Consider the following 15,509-nt stretch of genomic DNA (forward strand, 5'->3'; position numbering starts at 1 on the left):
GACTCAGGCGGGCGGGACGACCGCCACCGGGCAGTCCGCGTGGTGCAGGACGCCGTAGGCCACCGAGCCGATCCGGGTGCCCACGGCGGTGCGACGGGCGCGGCGGCCGACGACCATCAGCTGCGCGGTGCCCGACACCGACAGCAGCACCTGCCCGGCGCTGCCCATCTCCACGTGCTCGACGACGCGGACGTCCGGGTAGCGCTCCCGCCAGGGGGCGAGGGCCGCCGCCAGGGACTTCTGCTCGAACGGTTCGAGGCCGCCGGCCTCGTCGAGGAGCTGGAGGGAGGCGGGACTGTAGGCGAACACCGGCGGCAGCGCCCAGGCGCGCACCGCGCGCACGGTCGCCCCGCGCCGGGCGGCCGTCTCGAAGGCGAAACCGAGCACGGCGGCGCTGTCCTCCGGGTCGCCCTGCTGCCCCACGACGATCTCGTGCCCGGCTGCCTCGTCGGAGGCCTGGTCCCCGGCGCGGACGAACACGATCGGCCGGCCCGCCCCGACGATCACCTGCTGGCCGACCGAACCGACCAGGAAGCCCATGATCCGGCCGTGCCCGCGCGAGCCGAGCACCAGCATCTCCGACTCGGCCGCCAGCGCCGTCAGCGTCTCCACGGCGTCGCCCTCCAGGACGTCCGTGGTCACGGACAGCTCCGGGTGCCGGTCCCCGGCGGTGCGGGCCGCCTCACCGACCGAGTCGCGCACCCACTGCTCCTGGGCGGCCCTGTCACCGGCCTGCACCGCGCCGCCCGGCTCGAACGTCCAGGCGTGCACCACCCTGAGCGGCAGCCCCCGGCGGACCGCCTCCCTGGCCGCCCAGTGCAGCGCGGCGAGGCTCTCCTCGGTTCCGTCGATCCCTGCCGTGATCGGGCGCGTCATGCGGTTCCTCCCGGTGTCGTGTCCACTGCGCGGGGTCCAGTCTTCCCTACGCTGGCCGCATGACCTTGAGGTGGGAGCAGGTAGTGATGGACGCGGCCGATCCGGTGGCCCTCGGACGCTGGTGGTGCGAGGCCCTGCGCTGGGTGGTGGTGAACGACGCCCCCGGTGAGTTCGAGATCCGTCAGTCCCCGGACCGGCTGCCGGGCCTGATCTTCGAACCGGTGCGGGAGGCCAAGGCCGGCAAGAACCGGCTGCACCTGGACTTCCGGCCCGAGGACCAGGACGCGGAGGTGGCCCGGCTCCTCTCGCTCGGCGCGCGCCGGGTGGACATCGGGCAGGGCGAGCAGACCTGGGTGGTCCTCGCGGACATCGAGGGCAACGAGTTCTGCGTGCTGTCGTCCCGCCCCGGGTGAGGCCCGCCCGTTCCTGAGCGGGCCGGCGCGAACACACTTACGATGGCAGGGCCGGTGCGGTGGCCGGACCGGGTCCGCCGTGCCGGGGAACCTACCGCCCCGTGGGGGACGTATGACCCAGGCCGCCGGCCCAGCGCGGACCGTCATCATGACCGTCGACGACGACCCGGGGGTCTCCCGCGCCGTGGCCCGGGACCTCAGGCGGCACTACGGCGCCTCATACCGGATCGTGCGCGCGGAGTCCGGCGAGTCCGCGCTCCAGGCGCTGCGCGAGCTGAAGCTGCGGGGCGACCTCGTCGCCGTGATCCTCGCCGACTACCGGATGCCGCGGATGAACGGCATCGAGTTCCTGGAGCAGGCCCTGGACGTCTTCCCCGGGGCGCGGCGGGTGCTGCTGACCGCCTACGCGGACACCGGTGCGGCGATCGACGCCATCAACGTCGTCGACCTCGACCACTACCTCCTCAAGCCGTGGGACCCGCCGGAGGAGAAGCTCTACCCGGTCCTGGACGACCTCCTGCGGGCGTGGCGGAGCGGCGACCACCGGCCCGTGCCCAGCACCAAGGTGGTCGGGCACCGCTGGTCGGCGCGCTCCTCCGACGTACGGGAGTTCCTGGCCCGCAACCAGGTGCCCTACCGGTGGTACTCCTCCGACGAACCGGAGGGCCGGCGGCTGCTGGCCGCCGCGGGCGAGGACGGGATACGGCTGCCGGTGGTGATCACCCCGGACGGGTCGCCCCTGGTGGAGCCGGAGACGGTGGACCTCGCCGACCGGGTGGGCCTCGCGACGACCCCCGCGGCCGACTTCTACGACCTGGTGGTGATCGGCGGCGGTCCGGCGGGGCTCGGCGCGGCGGTCTACGGGGCGTCGGAAGGCCTGCGCACGGTGCTCGTGGAGCGGTCGGCGACCGGCGGGCAGGCCGGCCAGAGCTCCCGGATCGAGAACTACCTGGGTTTCCCCGACGGGGTGTCGGGGGCGCAGCTCACCGACCGGGCACGGCGGCAGGCCACCCGGTTCGGCGCGGAGATCCTCAGCGCCCGCGAGGTGACGGGACTGGAGACGGCCGGCGCCGCCCGGGTCGCGCGGTTCTCCGACGGTTCCGCGGTCGCCGCGCACAGTGTGATCCTGGCGACCGGGGTGTCCTACCGGCGGCTGGCGGCGCCGGGCTGCGACGAACTGGGCGGCTGCGGCGTCTACTACGGGTCCGTGCTGACGGAGGCCGCCGCCTGCCAGGGGCAGGACGTCTACATCGCCGGCGGCGCCAACTCGGCGGGCCAGGCGGCGATGTACCTGTCCCGGTTCGCCAAGTCGGTGACGCTGCTGGTGCGCGGTCCCGGTCCGGCGGCCTCGATGTCGTACTACCTGATCCAGCAGATCGACCGGGCCCGGAACATCTCGGTGCGGAGCGGGACGGTCGTGGAGAGCGCCCACGGCGACGGCCACCTGGAGGGGCTGACCCTGCGCGACACGGACAGCGGGCGGAGCGAACGCGTCGACGCGCAGTGGCTGTTCGTGTTCATCGGCGCCGCCCCGCTGACCGACTGGCTGGACGGCACGGTGCTGCGGGACGAGCGGGGGTTCATCCTCGCCGGGCCCGATCTGACCGCCGACGGGCGGCCACCGGCGGACTGGGAACTGGACCGGCCGCCGTACCACCTGGAGACCAGTGTGCCCGGGGTGTTCGTCGCGGGCGACGCCCGCGCGGAGTCCGCGAAGCGCGTGGCGTCCGCCGTCGGAGAGGGAGCCATGGCCGTGATGCTCGTCCACCGCTATCTGGAGCAGTCGTGAGCGGCCGGCCGGAGCCGTGCAGCCCGCGGGAGATCGGCTCGCTGTTCCTGTTCGAGGACCTCACCCCGCGGCAGCTGGGGCGGCTCTGCGCCGAGGGACGCACGGAACGGTTCGAGCCCGGCCCCGTCTACACCGAGGGCGACCGGGCGACCTGCTTCTACGTCATGCTGGAAGGCACCGTCGTGCTGTCCCGCCGGGTCGGCGGGGACGACGTCGAGGTCAACCGCACCTCCCAGCGCGGTGTGTACGCGGGGGCGATGCAGGCCTACCTCGGGGAGCGGGTTCCGCAGCGCTACAACAACTCCCTGCGCGTGACGGAGCCGACGCGGTTCTTCGTGCTGCCCGCGGACACGTTCGCGAGCATCATGCGCGAGTGGTTCCCGATGGCCGTGCACCTGCTGGAGGGGCTGTTCCTCGGCTCGAAGAACACCCAGCGGGCCGTCGGGCAGCGGGAACGGCTGCTGGCGCTCGGCTCGCTGTCGGCCGGGCTGACGCACGAGCTGAACAACCCCGCGGCGGCGGCCGTGCGGGCGACGGCGACCCTGCGCGAACGCGTGGGAAGGATGCGGCACAAGCTGCGCGTCATCTCCGCGGGCACCTACGACCGCGAGACTCTGGCGCGGCTCATCGAGATCCAGGAACGCACGGCCGAGCGGGTCGCCAAGGCACCCGTGCTCAGCCCCCTGGAGGCGGCGGACCGGGAGGACGCCCTGTCCGACTGGCTGGACGACCACGGCATCGCCGAGGGCTGGCGGATCGCCCCCACCTTCGTCCAGGCCGGGCTCGACCTGGACTGGCTGGACCAGGTCGCCGCCGCCGTGGACGCGGAGATCCTCCCCGGGGCGGTCGGCTGGCTGAGCTACACGGTCGAGACGGAACTGCTGATGGACGAGATCGAGGACTCCACCAGCCGCATCTCGCACCTGGTCGACGCCGCCAAGGAGTACTCGCAGCTCGACCGCGCCCCCTTCCAGGTCGCCGACGTGCACGAACTCCTCGACAGCACCCTGCTGATGCTGTCGGGCAAGACCGGGGAGCGCATCGAGGTGGTCAAGGAGTACGACCGCACCCTGCCGCGGATCCCGGCCTACCCGGCGGAGCTCAACCAGGTGTGGACCAACCTGATCGACAACGCGGTCGCCGCCATGCGCCACACCGGCGGCGAGGGCACCCTGACCGTGCGCACCGCGCGCCAGCACGACCGGCTGCTGGTGGAGTTCCGCGACACCGGGACCGGCATCCCGGCCGAGATCCGGGACCGCGTCTTCGACCCGTTCTTCACCACCAAGCCGGTGGGCGAGGGCACCGGCCTGGGCCTGGACATCTCCTGGCGGATCGTGGTGGACAAGCACCACGGGAGCCTGCGCTTCGACTCCGAGCCGGGAGACACCCGTTTCCAGGTGCTGCTCCCGCTCACCGCCCCGGACCCCGACGACACCCCCGAGGAGCCGGCATGACCAGCGAACACGCCATCGACCCGAGCGCCCCGCCGACCGGGACGGGATGCGCCGAGTGCGACGCCCAGGACGGGTGGTGGTTCCATCTGCGGCGCTGCGCGAGCTGCGGCCACATCGGCTGCTGCGACAGCTCACCCGGCCGGCACGCCACGGCGCACTTCGAGGCCACCGGCCATCCCCTGGTGCGCAGTTACGAGCCGGGCGAGGCATGGTTCTGGGACTACGCCACCGACGAACTGTACGAGTCCGGCCCCGACCTCGCCCCGCCGGTGAGCCACCCCGCCGACCAGCCGGCGCCTGGCCCCGCGGGCCGGGTGCCCGCGAACTGGACGCAGACGCTGCGCCGCTGAGCCGCACGGCCGGGAACCCCCGCCCGCCGCCCGTCGTTGACCGGACACCCCACCCGGTCCGTGTGTACGACGACATCATCAGGGCGGCGTGATGAGCGAGTTGGTCCCCGGCGGCAATCTGGCCCTCCCGGGCGGTGCGGTGAACGTCCGGGTGTCCGGTCCCTTCGACGTGTCGGCACTGATCACGGACGACGGCGGAAAGGTGAGCGGCGACGCCGACTTCGTGTTCTACAACCAGCCGTCCGCCCCGGGGGCCCGGCTCGGCGGCGACACCCTCACCGTCGACCCGGCGGCGCTGCGCCCCGGGGCGGCGCGGGTCACGGTGTCCGTCAGCCCCGCCGGTCCGGGCACCCCGCTCGGCGCCCTGCCCGTACCGGTGCTCCGGGTCGCCGACGCCCGCGGACGCCCGCTCGCCCGGTTCGCGCCCCCGCCGGCCGGGCAGGAGACGGTCCTGCTCCTCGTGGAGCTCTACCGGCGTGGCGCGGAGTGGAAACTGAGGGCCCTGGGCCAGGGGTACGCGGACGGACTGGCCGGACTGGCCCGGGACTTCGGGGTCGACGTGGCGGACGACGACGGTGCCGTGTCCACCCGGACGGCGACCGCCCCCGCCGCGCCGCGTGCCGCGGACGGTTTCCTCGGCCTGGTGAACGCGGCGCGGGCCGCCGCCGGTTCGCCGCCGGTCGCCCATGACGCGCGACTGGCCGTCGCGGCGCGTGAGCACGCCGGGACGATGGCGCGGGGCGGGCGTCCGGCCGTCGAGGGGGTGGACGGCGTCTCCGTCCACCAGCGCGTGGTGTCCGCCGGGTACGCGTACCTGACGGTCGGCGAGCACCTGGTCTCCGGTCCGCTCACCGTCGACCGGTTCGTCGACCACTGCCTGCGCCACGATGCGGCCCGCCGCACCGTGTGCGACCCGGCCTTCGCCCACGCGGCGGTGGCGTCCGCCGGCGACGCGGGGTCCGGCGACACCTACTGGACGGCGCTGTGGGCCGCTCCGCTCACCCCGGACGGTCTCGACCGCACGGCCCGTGAGGTCATCGGCCTCACCAACCGGGCACGCGCCCGGGCCGGACTGCCGCCGCTGTCCGGCGATCCCCGGCTGACCGAGGCCGCGCAGGCGCACAGCGCCGACATGGTGGCCCGGGACTTCTACTCCCACACCGCGCCCGACGGCAGCGGGCCCCTGGAGCGGGCCACCGCCGCGGGCTCGGCGCGGCGGACCGTCGGCGAGAACATCGCCTGCGGGCAGCGCTCGCCCGCCGAGGTGGTGGAGGGATGGATGAACAGCCCCGGCCACCGTGCCAACATCCTCGCGGCCGGTTTCACCCACATCGGTGTCGGCTTCGCGGGCGGCGGCCGGGCGGGCACGTACTGGACCCAGCTGCTCGGCGCGTGACGCGCGGCCCGCACCGGCCGGCCCTGGCGGAGGCAACAGGTCCGGGGCAGGATGCCTCTCATGAAGGGTGACCTGTTTTCCAGTCAGCACATGGTGCGGCCGGCCACGGCCGCGGGGATGACGATCGAGAACGCCAAGTGCATCCGCTACACGGTCGACGGCGAGATGCACGCCCGCCAGGGCGCGATGGTCGCCTACCGCGGCAACCTGCAGTTCGAGCGCAAGGGCCAGGGCGTGGGCGGCATGCTCAAGCGGGCGGTGACCGGCGAGGGACTGCCGCTGATGGCGGTGCGCGGCCAGGGCGAGGCCTGGTTCGCGCTCGAGGCGCAGAACTGCTTCGTCGTCGACGTCGACCCCGGCGACGAGTTCACCGTCAACGGCCGCAACGTGCTGTGCTTCGACTCCTCGCTGTCGTACCGCATCGCCACCGTGAAGGGCGCCGGGATCACCGGCGGCGGACTGTTCAACAGCGTCTTCACCGGGCACGGCCGCCTGGGGCTGGTGTGCGAGGGGAATCCGCTGGTCATCCCGGTGGCGCCGCGGTACCCGGTGTTCGTGGACACCGACGCGATCGTCGGCTGGACCGCGGGCCTGGACACCTCGCTGCACCGTTCGCAGTCGCTCGGCTCGATGCTGCGCGGCGGGTCGGGCGAGGCCGTGCAGCTGAAGTTCCAGGGCGAGGGGCACGTGGTGGTGCGTCCCAGCGAGGCGACACCGCACAAGGCCCAGCAGCACTGAACGTCGTTGACCCGGCCCGCCGCGCGGGTCAGGGTGGTCACGGCGCGGATCACCAGCCCCCGTGCCGGAGAGGTGACAGTCGTGATCCAGATCGCCGACATCGAGACCGCCGCCGCGCGGATCGCCGGGCACGTGGTGCGGACCCCGACGGTGCCGAGCCCCGGACTGTCGGAACTGCTCGGGGTGCCGGTCACGGCCAAACTCGAACTGCTGCAGCGCACCGGTTCGTTCAAGGTGCGCGGCGCGGCGGCGAAGCTGCTGTCGCTGAGCGAGGCCGAGCGGGCGGCCGGGGTGGTGGCGGTGAGCGGCGGCAATCACGGGATCGCCCTCGCGGTGATGGCCGCGGCGCTGGATGTGAAGGCCACGGTGGTGATGCCGCGTTCGGCGCCCGTGAGGGCGGTGGAGATCGCGGAGTCCGCGGGCGCCTCGGTGCGGGTGACCGACGACATGGACGGCGCGTTCGGGTTGACGGGACGGCTCCGGGAGGAGGGTCTGACGCTGGTCCACCCCTTCGACGACCCGGTGGTGATCGCCGGTCAGGGCACGGTGGGGCTGGAGTTGGCCGAGGACGCCGGTGACCTCACGGACGTGCTGGTGAGCATCGGGGGCGGCGGGCTGATCGCCGGGGTCGCGGCGGCCCTGCGGGCGACGCGGCCCGGGGTGCGGGTGTGGGGCGTGGAGACGGAGGGAGCCCGGGCGATGTCCGAGGCGCTGGCGGCGGGCGGGCCGGTGCCGGTGGAGCTGACGTCGATCGTCTCCACGCTCAGTGCCCCTGCGGTGTCCCGGCTCACGTACGCACATGTGTCGGAGCTCGTCACCGAGGTGCTGGTGGTGTCGGACCGGGAGGCGGTGGAGGGCTCCCTCGACCTCGCGGACCACGCCAAGGTGTGGGCCGAGCCGGCGGCGGGCTGTCTGCTCCCCGCCGCGCGGCGGGTGCTGGAGCGGGTCGGTGAGGGGGCGCGGCTCGGCCTCGTGGTGTGCGGCGGCAACGCCACGACCGCCGACATGATCGCCTGGGCGGGACACTTCGAGCTCCGCTGAGCCTTCCTTTGAACGGACCCCGCCCGCTCCCCCGTACCAGTGGGGGAAGCGGGATCCAGCGGTTCGACGAGGGATGGCCATGGGCAGGGCGCACGTCTCCACGGACCGGCCGGTCGCCGGCCGGTACCGGCTGGTCGAGGTCACGCACCGGGAGACCAATCGCGTGAGCTGGTACGCCGACGACCTGCGCACGGGCCGCCCGTGCCTGGCCACCCGTACCGAACTGCCGCGCGGGGCCGGAGACGCGGCCCGCCGCGCCCCCTCGCGTGTCCTGCGGACCACCGGGACCGTGGGCGGGCTGTGCCCCGGCCGGGTCGCCACGGTCGTCGACGCCGTCGACGAGGCCGGCGCGCTGTGGACCGTCACCGCGTGGATCGACGGCACGCCCCTCGACGAGGTCCTCCGCGAGCGGGGGCCGTTCACCTGGGTGCGGGCCGCGCGCGTCGGGCTGGAACTGCTCGACGTGCTGGACGCCGCGCACGCCGGGGCCGTCACCCACGGGGAGCTCAGTCCCGGCCAGGTGTTCCTGCGCGACGACGGCCCGGTGGTCGTCACCGGCTACGGACTGGCCGGCACGACGTCCGCGCCCCGGCTCACGGCACCGTCGTACGCCTCCCCGGAACAGGCCCGCGACCAGCGGATCGGCCCCGCCGCCGACCTGTGGGCGCTGGGCGCGATCCTCTACACGATGCTGGAGGGCCGGCCGCCGTTCCGGGACCGCGGACGGCCCGAGGCCACGCTGAGGGGGATCGACCGGCTGCCGCCGCGCACCCCGGTGCGGTGCGGCCCGCTCACCCAGGTCGTCCGGGGTCTGCTGCGCAAGGACGCCCGGGAGCGGCCGACCCGTCAGGTGGTCCGTGAGGCGCTCACCCGGGTGCTGCGCGAGGCGCCCCCGGCCGAGGCGGCGACGCCGGACGCCCGGTCGCACGGTGCGCCCGCCGCCGGCGGGGGCCCGGAGCGGAGCAGGAGGAACAGGGTGCTGGGCACCGCCCTCGCCGTCGTCACCGTCGCGGTCGCCGTGTTCGTCGCGGCGCGGGGGCTGCCCGGCTCCGGCGGCGGCACCGGGGCGGCGGACGCGCCGCCGGCCTCGGCGTCCGCACCGGGCTCCTCCGGGGCGCCCGGCGGCGGGGACGGCCCCGGTGTCCCGGACACGTCCCCGCCGTCCGCCACGCCCACCCCGTCCCCGCCGGGCACGGGCGGTCTCCCTCCCGGCTTCCGGACCTACCGGGCTCCGGAGGGCTTCTCCGTCGCGCTGCCCGGGGGCTGGAAGCGGCTGGCCACCTCCGACACCGCCGGCCTGGCCTACCGCGTCACGTTCGGCGCCGACGGGGACCCGCGCACCCTGGCGGTGACCTACAGCGAGCGGGTGGGGGCGGACGCCGTGGCCGTGTGGCGGGACGACGTGGAGCCGGGGCTGGAGCGGTCCGGGCGCTACGAGCGGATCGGCGGAATCAGGGCGAGGACCTACCAGGGGCGCGAGGCCGCCGACATGGAGTGGTACGCCGGGGACGACGGCGCCCGGGTGCGCACCTTCGGCCGGGGCTTCCTGCTGGGCGGCGGCCGGGGCTTCTCCTTGCGCTGGACCACCCCGGCCGCCGACTGGGAGGACCCCGCGAGCCGGGAGGCGCTGAGCACCTTCCTACGGACGTTCCGGCCGGGCCCGCCGTGACGGGCCCGGGGCGCGCATCCCGCGCAGCGGCCGGCCGTTCAGCGGGCGGGTGTGCCAGCGGGCGGTGAAGGTCCGGCCGGTGAGGGAGCAGGTGACCCGGAGCCGGTGCGGTGTCTCGAGGAACGCCACGTCCACGGTGAGGGTGCCGTCGTCGGACCAGCCACCGCTCACGGCGGCCGGGGCGGGCTCCTCGGTGACGGTCCATCCCCGCCCGTCGAACCGGGCGTCGAACGGCTCACCGTCCTCCGTGAGCCGCAGCGTCCAGCCGCCGCCGGCCTCCGGGACGACCTCGGCCGCGGTCAGCTTCGGCTGGTCGGCGCAGATCCCGCCGTCCGGGGCGAACGCGGCTCCCGCCCACTCCCCGCTCCGCTCCTGCGGTACGGGGGTGCCCGCGACGGGGGGCAGGGCGAGCCGGCCGAGGCGCTCGCGCAGGGCGGTGTCGGCGGCCTCCCGGCCGGTCAGCGGGCCGGGACGGAAGGCGGGCAGGAGGTGCCGCCACACCAGGTCCAGGTAGTCCTGCATCTGCTCGGTCGCCGTCGTCGCGGCGATCACCGCGTCGTGTCCGGGCAGGACCAGGCAGTACTGCCCGTACGCGCCGTCGCCGCGGAATCCGTGCCGGGAGATCCAGAACTGGTGCCCGTAGCCGCGGTCCCAGTCGGACCTGTTCTCCGCCCCCATGGCGCCGGCGGTGGGTATGTGCGGGTGGGAGGCGCGGGCGACCCACCCCCCGGGCAGCAGCCGTTCGCCCTGCCAGACGCCGTCGTCCAGGTAGAGCTGGCCGAGGCGTGCGACGGCGTCGGTCGCGGCGTGCAGTCCGCTGAAGCCGATCTCGCGGCCGGCCCGGTCCCGCTGCCACGCCGTCTCGCCGATGCCCAGCGGGTCGAACAGGCGGGGCCGCAGGTAGTCGGTGAGGGTCTGTCCGGTGACCCGCTGCACGATCGCGCCGAGCGTGTACGTGCAGGGCTGGTTGTAGGCGAAGACGGTTCCCGGATCGTGCTCGGGCGGCTGGAGCAGGAAGCCGCGCACGGGTTCCGCGCGGTCGGCGCCGTACGCGGCGTCGATCATCTCCCGGTCGTGGCCGCTCGCCATGGACGCCACGTGCCGGACCAGCACGGCCCGGCTGCGCGGGTCGGTGATGTCGGCCTCGAACTCCGGGAAGTACGACAGCACCGGGGCGTCGAAGTCGATCAGCCCCTCGCCCTCGGCGAGCGCGGCGGCGGTGGCCGTGAAGCTCTTGCTGAGCGAGTACAGCAGGTGCGGGCGCCGCGCGGTGTACGGCGCCCACCAGCCGGCGGCCACGAGCCGGCCGTGGCGCAGGATCATCAGGCTGTGCGGCTCGATGTCCGGGGCGGCTTCGAGGGCGTCGAGGAAGGCGTGGACGCCGGACGCGTCGACGCCCTGGGCGGCGGGGTCCGAGGCGGGGAGGGAACGAGCGGTCATGGGGCCATCCTGCCCGGGCGGCCCCGGGGTGATCCCCCGTTTCCCGCGGTCCCCGGCGGGGACCCGGACGGCATGGTGCAAATCGGATACACGATGATGACCGAGCAGGCCGGACCCCGCGAGCTGGTCGACCATGTGGTGCGGGCCGAGGAGGCGGGCTTCGACTTCTCGGTGACCTCCGACCACTACTTCCCCTGGCTGGCCTCCCAGGGTCACTCGCCGTACGCCTGGAGTGTGCTGGGCGCCGCCGCGCAGGCCACCTCGCGCATTCCGCTGATGACCTACGTGACGTGTCCGACGTTCCGCTACCACCCGGCGGTGGTGGCGCAGAAGGCGGCGACGCTGCAGTTGCTGTCGGAGGGCCGGTTCCGGCTGGGGCTGGGCTCCGGCGAGAACCTCAACGAGCACGTGGTGGGCGGCGGCTGGCCGTCGGTGGACGTGCGGCACGAGATGTTCGAGGAGGCGGTGGAGATCATCCGGGCGCTGTTCGAGGGCGGCCACGTGAACCACCGGGGCACCCACTTCGACGTCGAGTCGGCCAAGCTGTGGGATCTGCCGGACCAGCCGCCGCCGATCGGCATCGCGGTGTCGGGGAAGCGGTCCTGCGCCCTCGCGGGCCGGCTCGCCGACCTGGTCATCGCCACGGAGCCGAAGGCCGAGCTGCTCGACGACTTCGACCGGCACGGCGGGCAGGGCAAGCCCCGGGTGGGACAGCTGCCGGTGTGTCACGACCCCGACCGGGACGCGGCCGTCGAGCGGGCCCACGAACAGTTCCGCTGGTTCGGCAACGGCTGGAAGGTCAACTCCGAACTGCCGCACCCCGACAGCTTCGAGTCGGCGACCCAGTTCGTCCGCCCGGAGGACGTCGCGCAGTCCATCCCCTGCGGCAGCGACCCCGCGGACTTCGTCGAGGCCGTGCGCCCCTACGCCGAGGCCGGTTTCACCGAGGTCGCCCTGGTGCAGATCGGCGGCGAGTCGCAGCCGCGGTTCCTGGACTGGTCGGAGAAGACGCTGCTGCCGGCCCTGCGGGACGCCTTCGGCTGACGGCGGCGGCCGCGGCCCGTGGAGCGATTCACCCGCCCGGCGGAGCATGCCGCGTGAATCCGGGGTACTAGGGGCTGTCTACGCCCGGTTCTCCGAAAGGCCCCTCGTGAACTCGTTCGTGCACAAGACCCTGGTGGTGGAGCTCCAGGCGGGCGTCACGGACCGCTTCCCCGTGCTCGCCCACCTGAGCTACGACCCGTCCGACCCGTTCGCGGTCACGATCGTCTTCAGTCACGACGGCAGGGTGCTGGCCCGCTGGCAGCTGGACCGCGAGATGGTCACCGAAGGTCTCACCCGGGCGGTCGGCATCGGCGACGTGCGGCTGAGCCCGGAGTCCCGGGGAGTGGGCCGGGAACTGCGCATGGAGTTCCTCGGCGAGGCGCACGCCGACGGTGGCCGGCACCACGCGGTGGTCTATGCCTGGGCCGAGACCGTCGGTGACTTCCTGCACCAGACCCGCCGGGTGGTCCCTCCGGGCTGCGAGGAGGTGGGCCTGGACGACTTCCTCGCCGACGTCCTCGCCGGGAGCTGAAGCCCCGGCCCTCACCGCGTGGTGTGGCGGTACCGCGCCCAGAGCGGCAGCCCGAACCAGCACAGCAGGTACCAGAACACCACTCCGGTCACCAGGTACGGGACGAAGTCGTCGTCGCTGGCGACGCGCAGGATGAGCAGCAGGGAACAACTGGTGGTGGCGAGCAGCAGCGCCAGTCCGAGGAGGGTGAGCCGGGAGGCCCAGCGCACCGCCTGCGCCTTGATGCGCCGCCCGGAGACCAGCCGGTGCAGCGACACCGGGCCGATGAGCGCGCCGGTGGCGCAGGCGCCCAGGACCACCGTCACGATGTAGATCATCTGGTCGGTGTCGGACAGGTCGGCGTACTTCGGGGTGAACACGACGGTCAGCAGGAAGCCGAACAGGATCTGCACGCCCATCTGGGCGACCCTGACCTCCTGGATGAGTTCCGTCCACATCCGGTCGGCCCGTTCGTCCTCGGTCTCGTTCCTCCCCCGGCGCCTGTTCTCGTCCCACTCCGAGTCCGGCACGGTTGCCTCCCTCTGGTCGGCGGTCTCTTCCCCTGATGCCCCGAAAGCCGCCGCCCTCCCCGGCCCGGCCGCGGTTTGGGCGCGCGGGGCACGGTTACACGGACGGCGATGACACCGAGGCCAGGAGGTCGTGGGACGTATGACGGACACCCAGCTCACCGTGACGCTCAGCGGCGGGGACGTCGACGACGCCCGAGCGGTCGTCCGGGCCCTGGAGGGCACGTTCGGCGCGGCGGACCAGCAGCCCTCCGCGGAGGGGGCGACGGTCCGCGTGGCGACGTTCACCGGGGAGGGGCGGGTGACCGCCGGGGACGCGGCAGCGGGCTCGCTGTCGGCGCCGGTCAGCGTCACCGTGCAGGGCAGCCCGCAGGCGGTCCGGCGGGCGAGCGACACCCTCGCGCGGTCCTTCAGGGCCCGCGACGAGGGCGCCGCCTCCGGTGACCAGGAACAGGAGCGGCAGTTGCTGCTCCAGCCGTGACGGCCGCGGCCCCTCCGCTACCAGCGGGCCTCCACCTGGTCCTTGACGCGCGCGTCGTAGAGTTCGCGGATCGCCGTGAGCGTCGCCCCGGACAGCTCCGGCAGCCGGGCCGCGTCCGCGTTGGCGCGGGCCTGCTCGGGCGAGCGGGCGCCGGGGATGACGGTGGTGACGCCGGGCTGCTGCACGATCCAGCGCAGGGCGAGCTGGGCCGGGGTGTACCCCTCGGGGGCGAGCGCGGCGAACTCGGCGGCGGCTTCCACGCCCGTCGCGTAGTCGACGCCGGAGAAGGTCTCGCCCTGGTCGAACGCCTCGCCGTGCCGGTTGAACGAACGGTGGTCGTTCTCGGCGAAGACGGTGTCCCGGGTGTACTTGCCGGACAGCAGTCCGGAGGCGAGCGGCACCCGGGCGATGATGCCCACGCCGGCCTCCCGGGCGGCCGGGAGCACCTCGCGCAGCGGCTTCATGCGGAACGGGTTGAGGATGATCTGCACGCTCGCCACGTTGGGCCGCGCGATCGCGGTGAGCGCCTCGGCGCAGGTCTCCACGCTGACGCCGTAGGCGGCGACGCGTTCCTCCGCCACCAGGGTGTCGAGGGCGTCGAAGACCTCGTCGGTGGAGTAGACGGGGGTCGGCGGGCAGTGCAGCTGCACCAGGTCGATGCGGTCGACCCCGAGGTTGCGCCGCGAACGGTCGTTCCAGGCGCGGAAGTTGTCCAGCACGTAGTTCTCGGGGATCTGGTCGACCCGGCGGCCCATCTTGGTGGCGACCAGTACGTGCAGGTCGGGCCGCCCGCTGAGGAACGAGGCGATGGTCTGCTCGCTGCGTCCGTCGCCGTAGACGTCGGCGGTGTCGAAGAAGGTGACGCCCGATTCGGCGGCGGTCTCCAGGACCGTCAGGGCTTCCTTGTCGTCGACGTCACCCCAGTCCGCCCCGAGTTGCCATGTGCCGAGACCGATCACCGATGCGTGCTGGCCCGACCTGTCGAATGTGCGCTCGTCCATGGGGTCAGTCTGTCATCCGGCACGGCCGGCGGTACCGCGGCTACGACCGGTCGGTGGCCGCCGTCCGGCATTCGGGGTGGCCCCAGCCCTTGTCGTTCTTGGCGATGGCCTCGCCCGCCGCGTAGGAGCGTCCGCACGGGCAGCGGCCCGGGAACTTCGCCTTGATCGTGCGGGACGACGATCCGCCGCCGCGCTGCCGGGGGGTCTTCTTCCCGCCGGGGGCGCGTCCGGTCGCGGTGCCCGCCGGGCGGTCGGGGGCGGCCGGCGGTTCGGGCGATCCCAGCTCGCTGCCGGCGTCGCGCTGGGCGGTGGCCGCCTGGCTGGCCGCGCGGTCGGCGAAGTCGTTGAGCCGGTCGCCGTCGACCTGGTGGGCGGGGACGTAGCGGAACTCCACGGAGCGGTCCTGCAGGAGGCCGTCGATGCGCACCACGAGTTCCTGGTTGGCGACCGGTTTGCCGGCCGCGGTGCGCCAGCCGTTGCGCTTCCAGCCGGGCAGCCAGGTGGTGACGGCCTTCATGGCGTACTGCGAGTCCATCCTGACCTCGAGCGGCACGCCCGGGTCGGTGGCCGCCAGCAACCGCTCCAGCGCGGTGAGTTCGGCGATGTTGTTGGTGGCCTTGCCCAGCGCCCCCGCCTCCCAGCGGACCGGCGTCCCTGATGCGTCGGCCACCACCCAGGCCCAGCCGGCGGGTCCGGGGTTTCCCTTCGAAGCCCCGTCGCACGCGGCCACCACACGTTCACGCATACGCCCGATCATGCCATGGCCGCAGGGACGT

16 protein-coding genes are annotated in these 15,509 nt (G+C 74.0%); 11 read left to right on the forward strand and 5 right to left on the reverse strand.

What is annotated here, in order from left to right:
* Positions 1-3: 3 nt before the first annotated feature.
* Positions 4-876 (reverse strand): universal stress protein, encoded by an 873-nt coding sequence (locus tag IE172_RS08760; RefSeq protein ID WP_190096553.1) that lies wholly within the window; start codon positions 874-876, stop codon positions 4-6.
* A gap of 59 nt (positions 877-935) precedes the next feature.
* On the opposite strand from IE172_RS08760, the gene IE172_RS08765 reads away from it, so the two are divergent.
* From IE172_RS08765 to IE172_RS08800, 8 genes are all read left to right on the forward strand, one after another.
* Positions 936-1,289: a VOC family protein gene (locus tag IE172_RS08765; protein ID WP_190096554.1), complete on the forward strand. Its 354-nt coding sequence runs from the start codon at positions 936-938 to the stop codon at positions 1,287-1,289.
* A 112-nt stretch (positions 1,290-1,401) separates the two neighbouring features.
* Entirely contained in the window at positions 1,402-3,078 is a 1,677-nt protein-coding gene (locus IE172_RS08770; protein WP_190096555.1) for an NAD(P)/FAD-dependent oxidoreductase, read from the forward strand.
* Positions 3,075-4,535: an ATP-binding protein gene (locus IE172_RS08775; RefSeq protein ID WP_190096556.1), complete on the forward strand. Its 1,461-nt coding sequence runs from the start codon at positions 3,075-3,077 to the stop codon at positions 4,533-4,535. Before IE172_RS08770 ends, IE172_RS08775 begins: the two co-directional genes overlap by 4 nt.
* Positions 4,532-4,885, forward strand: coding sequence for a UBP-type zinc finger domain-containing protein (locus tag IE172_RS08780; RefSeq protein WP_190096557.1), 354 nt, complete (start codon positions 4,532-4,534; stop codon positions 4,883-4,885). The genes IE172_RS08775 and IE172_RS08780 overlap by 4 nt, the downstream gene beginning before the upstream one ends.
* A 91-nt stretch (positions 4,886-4,976) precedes the next feature.
* Positions 4,977-6,281 carry a CAP domain-containing protein gene (locus IE172_RS08785; protein WP_190096558.1) on the forward strand — a complete coding sequence of 435 codons (1,305 nt, stop codon included), beginning with the start codon at positions 4,977-4,979 and terminating at the stop codon, positions 6,279-6,281.
* A 60-nt stretch (positions 6,282-6,341) separates the two neighbouring features.
* Complete coding sequence (locus tag IE172_RS08790) at positions 6,342-7,019, forward strand: AIM24 family protein (protein ID WP_190096559.1); 678 nt, start codon at positions 6,342-6,344, stop codon at positions 7,017-7,019.
* Positions 7,020-7,100: 81 nt separating this feature from the next.
* Positions 7,101-8,060, forward strand: a complete 960-nt coding sequence (locus IE172_RS08795) for a threonine/serine dehydratase family protein (protein WP_190096560.1) — start codon at positions 7,101-7,103, stop codon at positions 8,058-8,060.
* Between the two features lie 79 nt (positions 8,061-8,139).
* The gene (locus IE172_RS08800) at positions 8,140-9,729 is read left to right on the forward strand and encodes a serine/threonine-protein kinase (protein ID WP_190096561.1); all 1,590 of its coding nucleotides are present in this window, start codon (positions 8,140-8,142) and stop codon (positions 9,727-9,729) included.
* On the opposite strand, the gene IE172_RS08805 is transcribed toward IE172_RS08800, so the two are convergent.
* Entirely contained in the window at positions 9,700-11,169 is a 1,470-nt protein-coding gene (locus IE172_RS08805) for a serine hydrolase domain-containing protein (protein WP_190096562.1), read from the reverse strand. The two genes, IE172_RS08800 and IE172_RS08805, sit on opposite strands and share 30 nt — an antisense overlap.
* 72 nt (positions 11,170-11,241) lie before the next feature.
* On the opposite strand from IE172_RS08805, the gene IE172_RS08810 reads away from it, so the two are divergent.
* Together IE172_RS08810 and IE172_RS08815 are read left to right on the forward strand one after the other, a co-directional pair.
* Entirely contained in the window at positions 11,242-12,213 is a 972-nt protein-coding gene (locus IE172_RS08810) for an LLM class F420-dependent oxidoreductase (RefSeq protein ID WP_190096563.1), read from the forward strand.
* Between the two features lie 106 nt (positions 12,214-12,319).
* Complete coding sequence (locus tag IE172_RS08815) at positions 12,320-12,745, forward strand: SsgA family sporulation/cell division regulator (protein WP_190096564.1); 426 nt, start codon at positions 12,320-12,322, stop codon at positions 12,743-12,745.
* Between the two features lie 11 nt (positions 12,746-12,756).
* Here the strand turns inward: IE172_RS08815 and IE172_RS08820 are convergent, their stop codons facing one another.
* Positions 12,757-13,254 (reverse strand): DUF6328 family protein, encoded by a 498-nt coding sequence (locus IE172_RS08820; protein ID WP_190096565.1) that lies wholly within the window; start codon positions 13,252-13,254, stop codon positions 12,757-12,759.
* 139 nt (positions 13,255-13,393) lie between these two features.
* Between IE172_RS08820 and IE172_RS08825 the strand changes: the two genes are divergently transcribed.
* Positions 13,394-13,732, forward strand: coding sequence for a hypothetical protein (locus IE172_RS08825; protein ID WP_190096566.1), 339 nt, complete (start codon positions 13,394-13,396; stop codon positions 13,730-13,732).
* A gap of 17 nt (positions 13,733-13,749) precedes the next feature.
* Here IE172_RS08825 and IE172_RS08830 read toward each other — a convergent pair whose 3' ends face one another.
* Both IE172_RS08830 and IE172_RS08835 read right to left on the reverse strand, forming a co-directional pair.
* Complete coding sequence (locus IE172_RS08830) at positions 13,750-14,733, reverse strand: aldo/keto reductase (RefSeq protein ID WP_190096567.1); 984 nt, start codon at positions 14,731-14,733, stop codon at positions 13,750-13,752.
* Between the two features lie 40 nt (positions 14,734-14,773).
* Positions 14,774-15,478: a ribonuclease H family protein gene (locus IE172_RS08835; protein WP_229885900.1), complete on the reverse strand. Its 705-nt coding sequence runs from the start codon at positions 15,476-15,478 to the stop codon at positions 14,774-14,776.
* Between the last annotated feature and the right edge of the window lie 31 nt (positions 15,479-15,509).

Source organism: Streptomyces griseoflavus, assembly GCF_014649995.1.
Taxonomy (GTDB): domain Bacteria; phylum Actinomycetota; class Actinomycetes; order Streptomycetales; family Streptomycetaceae; genus Streptomyces; species Streptomyces griseoflavus.